General features: G+C 70.4%; 18 protein-coding genes. 3 read left to right on the forward strand and 15 right to left on the reverse strand.

What is annotated here, in order from left to right; translation table 11 throughout:
- Window positions 1–7: 7 nt before the first annotated feature.
- The 15 genes from ACIPYT_RS13680 to ACIPYT_RS13750 all read right to left on the reverse strand — a co-directional run bounded on the left by ACIPYT_RS13680 (window position 8) and on the right by ACIPYT_RS13750 (window position 13,009).
- Window positions 8–1,387 carry a hypothetical protein gene (locus ACIPYT_RS13680; RefSeq protein ID WP_401075227.1) on the reverse strand — a complete coding sequence of 460 codons (1,380 nt, stop codon included), beginning with the start codon at window positions 1,385–1,387 and terminating at the stop codon, window positions 8–10.
- Complete coding sequence (locus tag ACIPYT_RS13685; protein WP_401075229.1) at window positions 1,384–1,809, reverse strand: hypothetical protein; 426 nt, start codon at window positions 1,807–1,809, stop codon at window positions 1,384–1,386. The genes ACIPYT_RS13680 and ACIPYT_RS13685 overlap by 4 nt, the downstream gene beginning before the upstream one ends.
- Window positions 1,806–3,131: a FliI/YscN family ATPase gene (locus ACIPYT_RS13690; RefSeq protein WP_401075231.1), complete on the reverse strand. Its 1,326-nt coding sequence runs from the start codon at window positions 3,129–3,131 to the stop codon at window positions 1,806–1,808. Before ACIPYT_RS13690 ends, ACIPYT_RS13685 begins: the two co-directional genes overlap by 4 nt.
- The gene (locus ACIPYT_RS13695) at window positions 3,128–3,766 is read right to left on the reverse strand and encodes a FliH/SctL family protein (RefSeq protein WP_401075234.1); all 639 of its coding nucleotides are present in this window, start codon (window positions 3,764–3,766) and stop codon (window positions 3,128–3,130) included. The genes ACIPYT_RS13690 and ACIPYT_RS13695 overlap by 4 nt, the downstream gene beginning before the upstream one ends.
- A 112-nt stretch (window positions 3,767–3,878) precedes the next feature.
- Window positions 3,879–4,958, reverse strand: coding sequence for a flagellar motor switch protein FliG (gene fliG / locus ACIPYT_RS13700; RefSeq protein WP_401075237.1), 1,080 nt, complete (start codon window positions 4,956–4,958; stop codon window positions 3,879–3,881).
- Entirely contained in the window at window positions 4,955–6,601 is a 1,647-nt protein-coding gene (fliF, locus tag ACIPYT_RS13705) for a flagellar basal-body MS-ring/collar protein FliF (protein WP_401075240.1), read from the reverse strand. Before fliF ends, fliG begins: the two co-directional genes overlap by 4 nt.
- Window positions 6,602–6,603: 2 nt before the next feature.
- On the reverse strand, window positions 6,604–6,924 hold the full coding sequence (gene fliE, locus ACIPYT_RS13710; protein ID WP_401075242.1) for a flagellar hook-basal body complex protein FliE: 321 nt from the start codon (window positions 6,922–6,924) through the stop codon (window positions 6,604–6,606).
- Window positions 6,921–7,316 (reverse strand): flagellar basal body rod protein FlgC, encoded by a 396-nt coding sequence (gene flgC / locus ACIPYT_RS13715; RefSeq protein ID WP_401075245.1) that lies wholly within the window; start codon window positions 7,314–7,316, stop codon window positions 6,921–6,923. The genes fliE and flgC overlap by 4 nt, the downstream gene beginning before the upstream one ends.
- A complete protein-coding gene (locus ACIPYT_RS13720) occupies window positions 7,313–7,660 on the reverse strand; it encodes a flagellar basal body rod protein FlgB (protein WP_401075247.1) in 348 nt (115 codons plus the stop codon). The genes flgC and ACIPYT_RS13720 overlap by 4 nt, the downstream gene beginning before the upstream one ends.
- Before the next feature lie 105 nt (window positions 7,661–7,765).
- Entirely contained in the window at window positions 7,766–8,041 is a 276-nt protein-coding gene (locus tag ACIPYT_RS13725) for a hypothetical protein (RefSeq protein WP_401075250.1), read from the reverse strand.
- 7 nt (window positions 8,042–8,048) lie between these two features.
- A complete protein-coding gene (gene fliS / locus ACIPYT_RS13730) occupies window positions 8,049–8,462 on the reverse strand; it encodes a flagellar export chaperone FliS (protein WP_401075252.1) in 414 nt (137 codons plus the stop codon).
- 15 nt (window positions 8,463–8,477) lie between these two features.
- A complete protein-coding gene (fliD, locus tag ACIPYT_RS13735) occupies window positions 8,478–9,842 on the reverse strand; it encodes a flagellar filament capping protein FliD (RefSeq protein ID WP_401075254.1) in 1,365 nt (454 codons plus the stop codon).
- A 112-nt stretch (window positions 9,843–9,954) separates the two neighbouring features.
- Entirely contained in the window at window positions 9,955–10,782 is an 828-nt protein-coding gene (locus ACIPYT_RS13740; RefSeq protein WP_401075257.1) for a flagellin, read from the reverse strand.
- A 126-nt stretch (window positions 10,783–10,908) separates the two neighbouring features.
- A complete protein-coding gene (locus tag ACIPYT_RS13745) occupies window positions 10,909–11,766 on the reverse strand; it encodes a sigma-70 family RNA polymerase sigma factor (protein ID WP_401075260.1) in 858 nt (285 codons plus the stop codon).
- Between the two features lie 121 nt (window positions 11,767–11,887).
- Window positions 11,888–13,009, reverse strand: coding sequence for a VanZ family protein (locus ACIPYT_RS13750; RefSeq protein ID WP_401075263.1), 1,122 nt, complete (start codon window positions 13,007–13,009; stop codon window positions 11,888–11,890).
- 204 nt (window positions 13,010–13,213) lie between these two features.
- Between ACIPYT_RS13750 and ACIPYT_RS13755 the strand changes: the two genes are divergently transcribed.
- The 3 genes from ACIPYT_RS13755 to ACIPYT_RS13765 are packed head-to-tail and all read left to right on the forward strand — an operon-like array spanning window position 13,214 to window position 17,174.
- On the forward strand, window positions 13,214–13,690 hold the full coding sequence (locus tag ACIPYT_RS13755; protein WP_401075266.1) for a GtrA family protein: 477 nt from the start codon (window positions 13,214–13,216) through the stop codon (window positions 13,688–13,690).
- The gene (locus tag ACIPYT_RS13760; RefSeq protein ID WP_401075269.1) at window positions 13,687–15,171 is read left to right on the forward strand and encodes a glycosyltransferase; all 1,485 of its coding nucleotides are present in this window, start codon (window positions 13,687–13,689) and stop codon (window positions 15,169–15,171) included. The genes ACIPYT_RS13755 and ACIPYT_RS13760 overlap by 4 nt, the downstream gene beginning before the upstream one ends.
- Window positions 15,168–17,174: an ArnT family glycosyltransferase gene (locus tag ACIPYT_RS13765; RefSeq protein ID WP_401075272.1), complete on the forward strand. Its 2,007-nt coding sequence runs from the start codon at window positions 15,168–15,170 to the stop codon at window positions 17,172–17,174. Before ACIPYT_RS13760 ends, ACIPYT_RS13765 begins: the two co-directional genes overlap by 4 nt.

Below are 17,174 nucleotides of genomic sequence, written 5' to 3' on the forward strand. Positions count from 1 at the left end.
CGCCCTCTCAGGCCAGGATGTCGAGGCCGGAGCCCGGGGCGGATGCGGTGGTCGTGGGAAGGGGGCGCAGGTCGGCGGGTGCGGGGTCGACGCGCTCGGATGCGCGGGTCGTCTCACGGCCGGATCCCCGGTCGGCCGATCCCTGATCGCCCGCGGCGCTCGCGAGGCCCTGCCCGCCCCGGTCGGCCCCCGCGTCGGAGGCTGCGCCCTGGGCGATGCTCAGGGTCGCGTGCGGCATCGCCGCGGCGAGGTCGCGACGGAGATCGGTGACGAGGGCGCGGAGCGCGTCGCGCCCGGCATCCGTCGCCCCGATCAGCTCGACGCGCACGTCGCCGCCCTGTCCGATGTGCGCGCGGACCGTGACCGGTCCGAGCGTGTCGGGGTTCACGGTCATGGTGATCTGATGCGTGCCGGCCGGGCGCTGCGCGATGCCCATCACGACGGGCGACACCTGCGCCGTGAGAGCACGCGGCGTCGCCGCGGACGCGGTCGGGTCGACCGAGGGCGTGACCGTGGACGGCGCGGCGACCGGAGCCGGCACGACAGCGGATGCCGGAGGCGCGGGCGCCGGCCGATCGGTTTCGCGCTCCGCAGATCCTCCGGTGGCGCCGGGGGCCGCGGGTGCGATCCCCGATGCGGGAACCACGCCCGCCGCGACGCCCGGAGCCGGTGCGGGCGGTGTCGATGCGGCCGACGCGACGGTCGGCGACGTGGGTGCGGTCGATGCCGCCGGTGCCGAAGAGACCGGTGCTGAGCCGTCAGCGGCGTCGACCTGCACGGAAGCGGATGCCGGAGAGAGCGACTGCGGCGCGGCCACGGTCGCCGTGCGCGGAGCGGGCGGAGGCGTGAGCGCGGCGGCGTCCGCCGGTGTCGCCGCAGAGTCCGTGGCCGTGACCTCGACGGCGACGTGCGGGACGTCGTCCGCGGACTCCGACGACGCGTCCTCCGTCGGAGTGATCGTCGCGGCGACGGCGAGTCCCTCTGCGGACTCGATCCTCCCGACCTCGGCGGCGACCGCGGTATCGACGGCGACGACGACCCGGGGCGTGGCGGCGTCTGCACCGCCACCGCTGTCCGTCCGGGTCCGAGTGTCGGGGACCGACGCGTCGCTCGGCACGGTCTCGCCGGGCGCCGGTGCGACGACGAGCGCGACAGGTGCGCACGCCGGCGATGCGGATCGATCGGCGTCCGCCGTATCCGCCTCGACGGCGACACCCTCGTGCGTCCGTCCGCGTGCGGAGTCGGCGGCCGCCGACAGCGCGACCCCGGCCGCGGCGAGCACATCGCCGAACGATCCTGCGGAGGCTCCATCACGGGCACCGCGTCCCGTGCGCTCACCGCTCGTCGGCGTCGCACGCATCGCGTCGACGAGTGCGACGCCGCTCACGCCGCGCTCCCCGTGGGGCGCGTCGCGCGTACGGTCGCAATCTCGTCGAGTGCCGCCTGCTCGGTCGCGAGCTCCTCCCGAGCAGCCTCGACGCGATGCGCCGTCTCCAGTCGCTCGAGGCCCTTGAGCTCCCGCCGCGCCTCCACATGGGCGGCGCTCGCGGCTCCCTCCGACATCCTCCGCATCTCCACGAGCGCCTGGAGGTCGCTCAGAGTGCTGCGACCGGCCGCGCGCGCTGCGGCCATGGCGAGCAGGGTCGCCGCGTCGTCGATCCGATCGCTGATCTCGGAGAGACTCGCGACGGCCGACTGCTCGGCGGCCTCGGCGTCGGCGCGTGCTGCACTCGCGCGCGAGAGCTCCTCCGCGGCGACGCGCTCCTGCACGCCGCGCACTCGGAGCAGACCCGAAAGCGGGAAGGTCATGGTGCCAGTCCTCCGAACTCGTCGGTGAGGGCGGCGAGGAGCCGCCAGGAATCGTCGGACGAGGTGAGGTCGTCCATCCGCTGCGTGAGGAATCGCGCGATGTCGCCGTCGTGCGCGATCGCCGCGTCGACGAACGCGTTCGCGCCCTCTCGGTACGCGCCGATGTCGATCAGGTCATTCGCCGAGCGGCGCGCGGCCAGCACGCTGCGCAGCGTGACCGCGTGCGCGCGCTGCTCCGGCGTCGTGATCTTCGACACGACGCGCGACACCGACCCGAGCACGTCGACCGCCGGGAAGTGGCCCCGCACAGCGAGCCCCCGGTCGAGTACGACATGTCCGTCGAGGATCCCTCGGGCCGCATCGGCGATCGGCTCGTTGTGGTCGTCGCCGTCGACGAGAACGGTGTAGAGACCCGTGATCGAGCCCGTCGTGCCCGTGCCCGCGCGTTCGAGCAGCCGCGCGAGCACGGAGAACGTCGAGGGCGGGTATCCGCGCGTCGCCGGCGGCTCCCCGGCGCTCAGGCCGATCTCACGCTGCGCCATGGCCACGCGGGTCAGCGAGTCCATCATGAGGACGACGTCGAGACCCTCGTCGCGGAAGCCCTCCGCGATGCGCGTGGCCACGAAGGCCGAGCGCATGCGGGCCATCGCCGGCTGGTCCGAGGTCGCGACGACGACGACCGACCGCGCGAGTCCTTCCGGGCCCAGATCGTCCTCGAGGAACTCGCGCACCTCGCGGCCACGTTCGCCGACCAGGGCGATCACGTTCACGTCGGCGCTCGATCCGCGCGCGATCATCGACATGAGCGACGACTTGCCCACACCCGATCCGGCGAACAGGCCGAGCCGCTGCCCCGACCCGACGGGCGTCATCGTGTCGAGCACGCGCACGCCGAGCCCGAGCTGGCGATCGATCCGTCGTCGATGCAGGATGCTGGGCGGCGCCTGCTCCAGCGGGACGCGCGCTGCGGCCACGTCGATCGGCCCCTTGCCGTCGATCGGCCGCCCCAGTCCGTCGAGCACCCGTCCGAGAAGCGCGCGGCCCGTCGGCACGAGGAGCGGCGCTCCCGCATGACGGACCCGTGCCCTCGCGGTGATGCCGCCGAGGCGTCCGAGCGGCATGCATCGCGCCGTGCCGCCGTCGACCGCGACGATCTCGGCGTCGACGGGATCTCCGTCGACCACATCGATCCGCACCCGGTCGCCGACGGCCGCATCGATGCCTCGCACCTCGACGCCGAGGCCGACGACCGCGCGCACGGTGCCGGAGCGCTCGGGTCGTGCCGCGGCGACGGCGCGATCCCACGATGCCGTCCGGGTCACCGTGTGCCTCCCTGTGCAGGCCCGTCGTGCCCGTCGAGCGCCGCACGCACACGCGCGAAAGCCTCGGCGATGCGGGTGTCCACGGCTCCGTCGTCGATGTCGACGATCGCGCCGCCGTCGTCGACCGCCGCCGAGACGACGACCTCGACACCCGACAGCGCCGCCAGCGCCGCGTCGTCGTGCAGGGTCTCGGCGTCGCGAGGGCTGAACATCACCCGCGTCCACCGCTCCACCGGCATCTCGTCGAGCGCCCGACGCAGTGCGTGCGCGGCGGAGCGCGCCGGGTCCGAGAGCTCGGCGCCGAGGATCGCCGACGCGAGGTCGAGAGCGAGGCGCTCGATCTGCTCCGCATCGAGCCCGGCCACGTCCGCGACCCGCTGATCCAGTGTCGAGCGCGCTGTGCGCACGGCATCCAGCGCCGCCTGGGCACGTTCGACGAACGCGACCTGCATCTCCTGCATCCGCGTCGCCTGCTCTACGCTCTCGACCTGCGCCTGCTCGAGCGCGATCCGCCGGCCCTCCGCGAAGCCCTCTGCGTAGCCACGGGTGCGGGCGCGATCGGTCTCGCCCCGCAGGTCGATCGGCGTCTCTCCCACACGCGGCACCCTGAGGGGCGTGAAAGCGGGATCGAGCACGGCGTGCACCTCGGATGTCGTCGAGAGGGCCTGTCCGTGGCCTGGAGTTCGAGCTGTCCGTGCTCGCTGATCACTATCGCGACGCTCCGCCGTGGCGGTAACCGTCGACCGCTCACTCGACGAGCTCATCCTCGTCCTCACGGGAGATCGTGATCTCCTCGGCCGCCTCCAGTTCGCGGATGATGCGCACGATCTCGGCCCGCGCCTCGTCGACCTGCCGCATCCGTACCGGCCCGAGCACCTTCGTCTCCTCGGCGAGGTTCTCCTTGTTGCGCTCGGTCATGTTCGCGGCGACCTTCTCGACGATCTGCTCGTCGGCGCCCTTGAGCGCGAGAGCGAGCATCCGCAGGTCGAGGCCGCGGAGCACGCGCTGCGTGTCGCGATCCTCCAGCCGCGAGATGTCGGCGAACGTCACCATCCGGCTCCGGATGTCCTCCGCGAGGGCGAGATCGCGCCCTTCGAGGCTCGCGAGCAGTGACTTCTCGAGCGCGGTGTCCGAGCGATTGATGATCTCGACGAGAGGCTGCACGCCGCCGATCGCCTCGTGGTTGTCGCGCATCGCGAACACGCCCGTGCGGGAGCGCAGCGAGTCGGCCACGATCGAGATCGCCTCCTGCGTCGCGGTGCCCATCGTCGCGATCGCCTGCGCGACGTCGGTGCGCAGCGGATCCTGGAGGGCGGCCAGCACGGCGGCCGCGCGGTCGGCGCGCAGGTTCGCGAGCACGACGGCCACGGTGGTGGGCAGCTCGCCGTCGAGGATCGTCGCGAGCTGGGCGGGGTCCGCGGCGTTGAGGAAGTCGAACGACACCGTGCCCTGCGACATCACCCGGCCGACCATGCCGACGGCCTTCTCGCGTCCGAACGCCGTCTCGAGCAGACCGGTCGCGAGCTCCTGACCTCCGCGCGAGGGCACAGCGCCTCCGGTCGCGATGCGGCGGAACTCGGCGAGGGCGCGCGCGGTCGAGGCCACGTCCACGCCCCCGAGCTGTGTGAGCTCGGCCGCGAGCATCTCGGCGCGCTCCTCGCCGAGATGCCGCAGCACCTCGGCGCTCGCGGCCCGGTCCATGTTCATCAGGACGATCGCGGCCTTGCGAAGGCCCGACATCTCCGGCGACGTCATCGTGGGCGCCTCGGCGGTCGACACCTCGACCGTGTCGGCCTGGGCGTCGAGCATCTCGGTGAGCCCGCTCATACCGTCGCCTCGTCCATCAGGTCTGCCAGCGCGCCGGCCGTCGCCTGGGGCTCGCGCTTCGCCAGGTCGTCGATCTCACGACGGCGGCGCTCCACGAGCACCTTGTCGGGCTCGGGCTCGTCATCGGGATCGATCACGGCCGAGGGTAGAAGCTTGGTCGGACCGGGCAGCGGGATCGCATCCGGGTCCTTGAGGTCGCGCAGCGAGCGCAGCTTCTGCTCCTCGTCCTCCGTGACGGTCGCGAAGTACTCGATCGGCCCCTCGTCGGTGTACATCACGCGCCGTTTCATCCGGCGCCGCACCGCGAGGAAGACGACGAGGATGACGACGGCGAGGAGGATCGAACCGCCGATGATCGCCGAGCGGATCAGCTCCTGCTGGAACTCGGCCGCCCGCGCGTCCTCCGCCGCCTGCAGGGCGGTCGCGGCCGCCGTGGCCCCCGAGGTCGCGAAGTCGACGAACTCGACCGCGATCTCGTCGCCGCGCTCCACGTCGATGCCGGCGGCGGAGGCGACCAGCGACTCGATCTGGTTCGCCGTCACCCCGGTGACCTCGCTGCGGTTCACGGCGATGCTCACGGTCTGCCGCGTGACCTCCCCCGCGGGCGTGATCGTCTTCTCGGTCGTCTTGTTGACGGCGTTGCTGCGCGAGGTCTCCTCGAACTCGTACTCGCCGTCGCCGGTCGTGCCGTTGGGCACCGCGATGTTGTCGGGTCCCAGCACCCCGGCGTTCCCACCCGGACCACCGCCCCCCGTGTACGTCTCGGTCTTCGTCTGCTCCGAGGGGCTGAGGGCGTCGTCGGGGGCGCTGTACGTCTCGTCGAGGCGCTCCGACGTCGAGTTCGCGACGTCGGCCGACACCGTGACGGTCGCGTTCCCGGCGCCGACGATCGTGTCGAGCATGCTGGTCACCGAGGCCGCGACCTTGGCCTCGTGCTCCGACGCCTGCTTCGACGAGCTGCCGTTGATCCCGGCGCCCACGGATGACAGCACGCGACCGTTCTGGTCCGTGACGGCGACGTCCTCGGGCGTCATCCCCGGCACCGCAGCACTCGTGAGATGCACGATCGCCTCGATCTTCTCGTCGCCGAGCGTCGCGCCGTTGCGCGTCTTGACGAACACCGATGCGGTCGGGTTGCGCGTCTCCGACACGAAGACGCTCTCCTCGGGGATCGCGAGCTGCACGGATGCCGTCGAGATGCCGTCCATCGCCCCGATCGTGCTCGCGAGCTCACCCTCGATCGCGCGCTTGTACGTCACGGACTGCTGGAACTCGCTCGCGGTCACGCCCATCTTGTCGAGCAGCGTGTACCCCTCGCTCGTGTCTCCGGGGAGTCCTGCGGATGCCGCGGCGAGGCGCTGCGCGTACACCTGGTCGTCGGGGACGAGGATCGTCGCGCCGCCCTCCGCGAGTTCGTAGCCGACTCCCGCCGACTTGAGCTGCTCGACGACGGCCGAGGCGTCACCGGCGCTGAGTCCGGTGAAAAGCGGGCTCATCTGGGGACGCGTGAGCCAGGCCCCGAGAGCGACGGCGCCCATGACGAGCAGCGCGACGCCGATCACGGCGATCGTGCGCTGAGCGACGGAGAATCCCGACACGACCTGCTTGGCGCGGGCGAGGGAGGTGGTCAGCACGGTGGGCATCGTCAGGCCTGCATCCTCATGATGTCGTTGAACGCGGCGACGCTGCGGTCACGCACCGCCACGACCAGGTCGAGGGTCACCGAGGCGCGCGACGAGGCGATCATCGCCTGGTGGATGTCCTGCAGGTCGCCCGTGACGGCCTGCACCGCGAGCTCGTTGGAGGTCGACTGCAGCTGCTGCAGGTTCTCGACCGCGCCGGTGAGCGAGGTCGCGAACGACCCCGCGGCGGCCGACGACGCGGCATCCGCTCCCCCGGACTCGAAGCTCAGCGCGGAGAGCGGGGTCACACCCGCGGCCGAGACGGCGCCGATCGGGATGCTCACGAGTTCCGTCCGATCTGCAGCGCGGCCTCGTACGTGGTCTTGGCGCGGTCGACGACGGCGGCGTTCGCCTCGTAGCCGCGCTGCGCGATGATGAGCATGCTCATCTGGTCGCCGAGGTCGACGTTGGGGTACTGCACGTAGCCGTCCTCGTTCGCGTACGGGTGCTCGGGGTCGTACACGAGCCGGGGCGCGGCCTCCGACTCGACCACGCCGGCGACGTAGACGCCGGGGCTCTGCGTTCCCGCCTGCACGGTGACGAGCTTCTCGCGGAACGCCTCCTGTCCCGGCGGCGTCGCGGTGTTGACGTTGGCGATGTTGTCGCTGACCGCGTCGAGCCACTTGCGGTGCGCGGTGAGTCCGGTGCCGGCGATGCCGATCGCGTCGAAGGTCATGCGGACGCCTGACCGATCGACTTGGTGATCGAGGCGGCCTGGCCGCCGATCGCCTGGCTCGCGAACTGGAACCGCAGCACGGTGTCGATGTTCGAGAGGGTCTCGGTGTCGAGGTTGACGTTGTTGCCGTTCAGGCGCGTGGGCTCGAGCGAGCGCTGCACGGTGGGCGCGACCGCGCCGGTGCCGTCGGCGACGGCCGCACGCAGTTCGTCCTCGAAGCGGACGCGCTTGGCGTGGTAGTCGGGGGTGTTGACGTTCGCGATGTTCTCGGCGATCGAGCGCTGTCGCAGCGCCAGCCCGTCGAGAGCGCTGATGAGCGCGGTGGAGGTGACGGATTCGAGCACGGGGGCACTCCGGGACGTTGTGAGAGAAGCCGATCCCTGGCCAATCGTCGAGCTATCCGTGCTCGATCCCCACTATCGCGACACCACCGCGGTCGCGTAACCGCCTCAGCCCTGCACGTCGAGATAGGCCGGTGCGTCGGATGCCGAGGTGGGCACGCGACGGAGGGCGGCGAGTTCACGTGCGACGTGCGCACGCGACACCGCGAGGCTGTCGACCATCATCTTCTGTCGGCCGAGCACCGCTTCCGCGCGCTCACGCAACTCGTCGGGCACCGGCCCCGGAGGCGCGTCGAACCCCTCGTCGAGCTGCTCGTCGGCCGCGTCGAGAGCGCGCTCGAACCGGTCGAGCACGGCGAGCCAGGCGGTCAGGTTGTCGGTCATGGTCCGCTCAGGCGATCGCCGACACCGCGCCCTGCGGCGCAGCGGTCACGGTGGCCGCCGCCTGGTGCCAGGCGTCGCGGAGCGGGGCGACCATCTCGCGGCACTCCGTCGTCACCTCGCGGTCGTGCGAGAGGTTCGCGTCGATCAGGCGCGACGTGAGGTATGTGTACACGGCGCGCAGCTGCTCCGCTCCGTCCCAGGCGTCGGTCAGCGTCGCGCTCAGTTCCGAGACGATCCACTGCGCGTGCGTGAGGTGCGTGCCCGCGCCCGCCCAGTCGGCGGCGTCCTGCGCGACCGCGGCGCGGTCGATGTCGACGAGGAGGCGGTCGTACAGGAGCACGAGGAGCCGTTCGGGAGACGCCGAGGCGACCTGCTGCTCGAGGTACTGCTGCTTCGCGCGGGCGAGGGAGGTGGTGGACATGCGGATCTCCGGGTGTCAGGAGGAGGACTTCGGGGTGAGGCCGGCGAGCTGGGACTCGAGCCACGACGACTGCGACTGCATCTTCGAGAGCTGCACCTCGAGCTGCGCGTACGTGCGCTCGAGCGTGGCGCGGCGCTGTTCGAGACGCACGTCCCAGCGCTCGACCTGGGTCTTCAGCGTCTTGATCTCGGATTCCTGACCCGTGATGCGCTGCGTCAGCAGACCGTCGTACTTGTCGGAGTACTGGTCGGCGACGCCCTCGAGCCGCGCGCCGACCGCCGAGAAAACCTTCTGCGTCGCCTGGGGGTCGTCGGCGAGGGCCGCGGCGAACTTCTCGGCGTCGAACGCCAGCACCCCCTTGTCGTCGACCGAGATGCCGATGCTCGACGGCGAGACCCCGTCGATCGGGTGCTGCACCGCGTTCGCGAGAGCCGTGCGCAGCCCGCGCACGGTGCTGTCGCCGGTGAACACTCCCAGGGTGGTGGTCTCCCCCACCTTTCCGACCGTGGCCTTGGAGCCGTTGTCGATGCGGGTGAAGAGCGCGGCGACCTCTTTGATGAAGGCCGCGGCCGTGGCCGACTGCCCTTTCGCATCGAGCGCGACCGATACGGTCACCGGGTCGGCGCTGACCGTCGACACCGTCACCGAGATGTCCTCGCCGACCGAGATCGTGTTGCTCCCGCTCGTGAGCGTCTGCTCGGCGGAGGTACCAGCGAAGAGACGGATGCGGGCGTCGCTCCCCTGGCTGATCACTGCCGCGCCGGGTGCGGTCGACAGGTCGGCGGCGGTTCCGGCATCCACCTGCGCGGCGGTGCCGCGGTGGAGCGTGAAGCGGGCGTCCTCGCCCGTCTCGGTCGAGGTGAGCTGAATGCGCGACAGCGGCTTGCCGTCGCCGTCGACGCCGGCGGGCACGACCGTCGCGGAGACGCCCGCGTTCGCGGCGTTGATGGCCTTCGCGAGGTCCTGGGGGCCGGTTCCGGTCGGGGTGATCTCGGTCTGCTCGCCGTCGACGCCGACGAGCGTGAAGGCGCCGCCCCAGGCCGTGTTCCCGGCGGCGGCGGTCACGATCGAGTGCCGCACGGCGACCGCGTCCACGACGACGCCCGTCGAGAACGCGCTGGCCTTCGGACCCGCGGTCACGGTGACGCTCTCCGACGAGGAGGTCGCGGTGAACGCGGCGAGCGACGAGGCTCCCGCCGCGGTCTTCGCCTTGTCCATGAGCGTCTGGAGCGAGGCGTTCAGAGACTGCAGGTTCGTCACGATCGACGTGCGATCGGTGATCTTCGCCGTGATCTGGGTCTGAGGGATCGCCGACACCTTCATCAGTGCGTCGATGAGCTCCCCGGTCTTCAGACCGGAGACGAGGCCGTCCAGCTTCATCCTCGTGCGCCTTCCGTGCGTGCGGGGTCGGGGTTCTCCTCGCGGGCGATCGGAGGGAGCGGACTCCCCCCGATCGCCCGCTGCGGAGGCGGTGCGTCAGAGACGCAGCGACTCAGCGGAGCAGCTGCAGGACGCCCTGGCCCGACTGGTTCGCCTGCGCGAGCATCGCGGTACCGGCCTGCTGCAGGATGTTCGAGGCGGTGTACTTGACCATCTCGGCAGCCATGTCGGTGTCGGCGATGCGGCTCTTCGCGGCCGACAGGTTCTCGGCCGAGACCTGCAGCGAGTTGATCGTCGACTCGAAGCGGTTCTGCGCGGCACCGAGGCCGGCACGAGCCGTCGAGACGTTGGTGATCTCGGCGTCGATCGCGGCGATCGAGGTGAGGGCGTTCGCCGCGGTGTCGACGTCGAGCGCACCGATCGTGGCACCGAGACCCGAGAAGTCCGTCAGGGTGACGGCGATCTGGTCCTCGGCGGCCGTGGAGCCGGCGCCGACCTGGAACGTCAGGCTGGCGTTCGAGCCGTCGAGCAGCTTGATGCCGTTGAAGTTCGTGCTGGCGGCGACGCGCGTGAGCTCCTCGCCCAGCGTGTCGAGCTCCGTCTTGATCGCGGCGCGCGAATCGGCGTTGTTCGAGTCGTTACCGGCCTGCACCGCGAGGTCGCGGACACGCTGCAGGATGGAGTGGACCTCGGTCAGGGCGCCTTCTGCGGTCTGGATGACCGAGATGCCGTCCTGTGCGTTGCGGGCAGCGACATTCAGGCCGTTGACCTGCGAGCGCAGGCCCTCGGAGATGGCGAGACCCGCGGCGTCGTCAGCAGCACGGTTGATGCGCAGACCGCTCGAGAGCTTCTCGAGCGACTTCGACATGTCGCCCTGGTTGATGGACAGGTTGCGGTAGGCGTTGAGGGCGCCGACGTTGGTTGCGATCTGAAGACCCATGTTGTTCCTCCGTGGTTATGGGATCGAATGCGGGTCCGTCCGTGGACCCGTACATCCCACTTTCGCGACACGGTCCGATCGCGTAACCGGGAATCCCGACGACTTTCTCCGGCGCGTCCGGTGCGCTCAGCTGGCGACGAGCAGCTCGTGACCGCGGGCGCGCTCTGCGGGTGCGGCCGGGCCGAACAGGGCCTCGAAGAACTCGGCCTTCGCCTTGGTGGAGCGGTCGCCGGCGGAACCGTTCTCCCAGGCCTCCATGGCCTCGCGCATCAGGGCGAGGCCACGGCTGCGCAGCTTCGAGACGTAGGCGTGGCTCACGGCCAGCTCCTCCGCGATGTCCTTGACCATCCGGTCGTCGACGTAGATGCCGCGGATCACCTGGCGCATCGCCGTGGGGAGCGCATCGACGACCTTCGCGAGCATGTCGCGCATCTCGCTCTGCTCGACCGCGTGGTCGGGCAGGATCACCGCGTCCGTGAGGTCGGCGGCCTGGCGACCGCTGTCGACGTCGAAGTGCTCTTCGAAGCTCGTCGCACCGCGGACCATCTCGTCGAGCTGCATCATCTCGACGACGGCATCCGCGGCGAGTCCGGATTCGCGGGCCACCTCGGCGACGGATGCGGGGCGCCCGGTGCGGGCGGACACGAGTTCGGATGCCGCGCGCACGCGTTCGATCTTGTCGCGTCCGCGCTCACCGGCGGGATCGGCACGACGCATCTCCGAGAGCATCGCCCAGTTGATCTGACTGCTGGCGAACGCGCCGAACGGGATGCCGCGCTCGGGCTCGTAGGTCATGGCGGCGCGCGCGAGGCCGAGGCGGGCGGCCGAGAGCAGATCGTCGAGGTCGACGTGCGCGGCCGTGCGTGCCTTCTCGACCGCGAGGAAGGTGGCGAGGGGCATGTTGTCCCGTGCGAGCTGCTCGGGCGTGGAACGTACCGCGCCGATCGGAGCGGAATCAGCAGAAAGTGCAGAATGACTCAGCAATGTGACTCCGTCGCTTGTTCAACTGGTTTATCAGTGAAAATAGCACGAAGATCACGTATTCAAAGAAAAAGTTTGCGCGCTGGACATTCCGCTCAGGGAGCGGAATCGCGCGGGGTCGGGGTCAGGCGCGCGAGTCGCGCAGTTCCGCACCGGCGAGCACGAGCGACAGGCCGCGTCGACCGCGCGTGAACGGCACCGAGACGACGGCGATCGCGACGACGAGGGCACTGACGATCCCGACGATGCCCGTGACCGTCTGCAGCGCATCCGATGCGCCCTCCGGCAGCTGCGCGAACGTCGAGGCGAGCACGTAGGGAAGACCGATCACGCCGGCGCGCGCCAGGCTCCGCCCGATCGGACGCCTCTCGCCGTGCCACTCCGGCGCGAGCCAGACGAGACGCTGTCCGATCGACGCCCCGGTCGACACCGTCGCCGGGATGACGACGACGAGCACGAGCGCTCCGACCGCGATCACCGCGAGCTCCACCGCGTTCTCGGGGACGCTGGGCCCCGAACCGCCCGACACGATCAGTTTCGGCACCAGGAGCGCGAGCGACACGAGCGTGATCGCGACCTGCACGGCGACGGCATCGAGGACCATCCCGAACCAGCGTCGCCACACCGTGACCGGTCGTGGCATACCGCGCTGCGCGCGCAGGTTCTCCGCGCTCGGCATCCACGCCAGGAGCACGGGAGCGAGCAGCACGCCGAGCGCGGCGCCCGCGGTGTTCGCGATCAGGTCATCGACATCGGCGACGCGATAGGCGCACTCGAAGATGCCCCAGACGCCCGTGAGCTGCGTGGTCTCGATCAGGAGCGACAGCAGCGCCCCCATCAGGATGGAGACGACCGCACCGCGATTCCAGTATCGCCGCGCGATGACGCCGAACGGCACGAACAACGCCACGTTGAGCACGACCTGCAGGGTCGCGGTGCTCGTGAGCGTGCGCAGCAGCGACAGCCCCTCCGTCTCGCGGAGGATGTCGCCGATCGAGTGCCCCGGGACGAGCTCGACCCCGCCGCCGCCGGCACCGCAGTTCGCCCGCACGTCGGGGATCGGCAGCAGCGTGTACGCGACGAGCGCGACTGCGTAGATGCTCACGGCAGCCGTACCGAGCAGGCGCCGGAACGACAACGCGCCGTAGCGCCGCGTCTGGATCACGACGATCGGCACGAGCACGGAGAGGAAGATCAGCCCGCCGCCGAATAGCGCGAACCACGCCTGCCACGCCCATCCGGTCACGCGCATAATCCTATGAGAGACGAGCGGAAACGCGTTTTCAACGGGGTACTACGGTCAGAAAAATCCGAGGCCAGAGGCCCTTTTTCCCGAGCGCTCAGCAGCGAAGACTAGTCGTCGCACCACGGATAGTCAACGCCTCAGACATATTTCTCCGATCATCGAATTTAACCAATCCGAACGGACACCTGCGTCCGAACCCCTTGCATGACGCTCTCCCCCTCCGCGCCATTCGCTTCGCTGTCCCGCATCGCCTCGGCGGTGCGGGCCGCCGTGCCCCAGCTCGCCACCTTCGGCGGTGTGGGACTCCTCGCCTTCGTCGTCGACGTGGGCGGTTACAACCTTCTCCGAGCCACCGTGATGCCCGATCAGGTGATCTGGGCGAAGGTCGTCTCGGTCATCGTCGCCACCGGCGTCGCCTGGCTCGGGCACAGGTACGTCACCTTCCGCACCACCCGACGCCCGACCATGGCCAAGGAGCTGCTGCTGTTCCTCCTCGCGAACGGCGGCGGGCTGGCCATCGCCTCCGCGTGCCTGTTCGTCTCGCACTACGTACTCGGATTCACCTCCGCGCTCGCCGACAACATCGCGGGCAACGGCGTCGGCCTCGTGCTCGGCACCCTCTTCCGGTACTTCACGTACCGATTCCTCGTCTTCCGTACTCCGCAGGAGGCAACACCGTGATCCCCTCCCTCGCCCACGTGCTCCCCGCCGCCCTCCGTCCGTTCGAGAGCGATCCGGCGCCCGGGCCTCTGCTCACGCCCGCGCCCGGGCAGGCCCCAGCCCCCGACGGCGTGCCCAACCGCGAGGTCCTCGACCCCGGAGTGGTCGACGCCCCGCAGAACGCCGGTGGCGTCGACTGGATCTCGATCGTCGGATACTCGGGGCTCATCGCCGTCGCGCTCGCGCTCACCCTGATCGCCGTGACGACGCTGTGGTGGATGCTGTACGCGTGGCGCTCGAAGAGCACCTACGACAGCACCGCCTTCTCGAAGAAGCCCCTCGAGCCCGCACACACCTTCACACTGCTCGTCCCCGGACGTCACGAAGAGGAGGTGATGGGGCAGACGCTCGACGCCCTCGCCGCGCAGACGCACCCCGACGTGCAGATCATCGCGATCGTCGGGGACGACGACCCCGGCACCACCGCCGTCGTGCGCGCAGCAGCCGCACGGCATCCCGACCGTATCGAGGTCGTCGTCGACGACAGTGTGCCGAAGAACAAGCCGAAGGCTCTGAACCGGGCGCTGCCCCTGGCGGCCGGCGACATCGTCGGCGTGTTCGACGCCGAAGACGAAGTGCATCCCGAACTGCTTCGCCACATCGACTCGCGCTTCACCGAGACCGGCGCGACCGTCGTGCAGGGCGGCGTGCAGCTGATGAACTTCCGCACGACCTGGTGGTCGCTGCGCAACGTGCTGGAGTACTACTTCTGGTTCCGTTCCCGACTGCACTTCCACGCCGGAGCGAGGTTCATCCCGCTCGGCGGCAACACCGTCTTCGTCACGCGCGAGGCCCTGATGCGCAACGACGGCTGGGATGCCGAATGCCTCGCCGAGGACTGCGAACTCGGCGTGCGCCTGTCGAGCCAGGGCGAGAAGGTGGTCGTGGCCTACAGCCCCGAGTACGTCACTCGGGAGGAGACCCCCGGCACGTTGACCTCCTTCTACAAGCAGCGCACCCGCTGGAACCAGGGCTTCCTCCAGGTGCTCCGCAAGGGCGAGTGGCGTTCACTCCCCACCCGGGGCCAGCGCCTCTTCGCGCGGTACATGCTCGCGATGCCGTTCCTGCAGGCGGCGACGGGTCTGCTGATCCCGCTGTCGATCCTGTTGATCCTGCTGGTCAAGGTGCCGACGGTCGTCGCGCTGCTCACGTTCATCCCGCTCGCACCGACGCTCGTCACCGTCGCGGTCGAGATCGCCGGGATCGGCGAGTTCGGTCGCCTCTACGGACAGAAGGTCCGCATCCGCGATTACGTGCGACTCGTGCTGGGCACCATTCCCTTCCAGGTTCTGCTCGCCGGAGCCGCCCTGCGCGCGGTGTTCCGCGAGTTCCGCGGAGAGCGCGGCTGGGAGAAGACCGAGCACACCGGCGCGCACCGCGACGAGGCACCGTCCGCCGCACCCGCGCCGGTCTCACTCGTGCGCGAGGAGGTGGCGGCATGACCACCACGCTCGAGCGCCCGACCTCCGTCGAGGCAGACGAGACCGTCGTTGCGGCGCCGTCATCCCCCGACTCGTCCCTCCGCCACGCTGCGCGACGCACCGGGGAGTGGCTGCGCGATCGGGCCCCCGCTCTGGTCTGGCTCATCCCCGTGCTCGCCGTGAGTGCGATCGTGAACTTCCTCAACGTGGGCGGAGCCCCGCAGCGCATCGACGACGAGGGCACGTACACGGCGCAGGCCTGGGCCGTCACGCATCTCGGCGAACTCGCCCACTACACGTACTGGTACGACCACCCGCCGCTGGGCTGGCTGCAGATCGCGGGCTACACGCAGATCACCGGTGCGTTCGAGCGCTGGGACATCGCTGTGCTCGCCGGACGCGAGGCCGTTCTCGTCGCGACGCTCATCTCGGTCGCCCTGGTCTGGATGCTCGCCCGTCGGCTGGGCATGTCCCGTCCCGCGTCCGCGGTGGCCGGGCTCGTGTTCGCGCTGTCGCCGCTCGCGGTGCAGTTCCACCGCACCGTGTACCTCGACAACGTCGCGACGCCCTGGCTGCTGCTCGCCTTCGTGCTCGCCATGAACCGGCGCGGTCAGCTCGCCGCCTTCGCCGGCTCCGCGCTCGCGTTCGGCATCGCCGTGCTGACCAAGGAGACCTTCCTGCTGGCGCTGCCCTTCCTCATCTGGGTAATGATCCGCTCCGCCCGCCGGGAGACGCGTCGATACACCCTGTCGGTGGCGTCCAGCATCCTCGTCCTGATCGGCGGGAGCTACCTGCTGCTCGCCGCCGTCAAGGGAGAGCTGTTCAGCGGCGCCGGGCGGGTGAGCCTCATGGACGGCATCACCTTCCAGCTCGGATCCCGCGAGAGCTCAGGATCCATCGCCGATCCCGACTCGCTGATCAACCGCACCCTCGGGATGTGGTGGCAGCTCGACCCCGTGTTCATCGTGCTGAGCCTCGTCGCGGCGGCCGTGGCGGTCTTCCTGCCGCGGTTCCGGCCCTACGCGGTGCTCGTGCTCGCGATGACCGCGTTCATGTTCCGCCCGGGCGGCTACCTGCCGGTCCCCTACGTGATCATGCTGATCCCGTTCGGCGCCCTGCTGATCGCCGGCGTGTGCGACGCGGCGGTGGCACGCGTCCGACGCAAGGGCTCTGCGCACCGCGGCCTCGCCATGGCGGCGATCGGCGTGACCGCAATCGGCGCCGTCGTGGCCGTGCCGCTGTGGACCACCCAGTTGCGCGGCTTCGTGCTCGCCGACCTCGACGAGCCGCTGCGCGACGCGCAGTCCTGGCTCGTCGACAACGCGGGCACCGACCAGCGCGTGATCGTCGACGATGCGATGTGGGTCGACCTCGTCAAGGCCGGATGGGACCGCGACAACGTCATCTGGTACTACAAGCTCGACACCGATCCCGCCGTGCAGGCCCAGTCGCCGAACGGGTGGCGCGACGCCGACTACGTGATCACCACCGACTCGATGCGCACGTTCCCCGGGGCGTTCCCCCAGGTGCAGCAGGCGATCGACAACTCGGTCGTCGTCGCATCCTTCGGATCGGGAACGCAGGCCGTCGAGGTCCGGCGCGTCGCGATCGACGGCGCGGAGCAGGCGGCGGCAGCGGCCGACGACGCGGAAGCGACGCGCGCGGCACTGGGCGCCGAGCTCGCCACGAACCCCGAGGTCGACGTCACCGACGCCGACCGGGATCGGCTGATCGCCGGGCAGGTGGACTCGCGCATCATCGCCGTCCTCGCCACGCTCGCCGGCGCCGGCTCCGTCACGGTCGGGGGCTTCCCGATCGTGCCGGGTGAAGACGGGATGCCGTTCCGCCAGCTCGCGCTGACGGCGATCGGCGGCTCCCCGACCATCGTCGACGGCGAGCTCAGCGCGGTGGCCCAGGCATTCGTCGAGTCGCTGTCCGGCTCGTACGAGCCGTCGGACGTCACCGTCTCCGACGACGATCTCGTTCTCCGCTACCCGGTCTCGCTGCAGCCCACGTTGCCCTGA

Source organism: Microbacterium sp. NPDC089695, assembly GCF_044749085.1.
GTDB lineage: Bacteria > Actinomycetota > Actinomycetes > Actinomycetales > Microbacteriaceae > Microbacterium.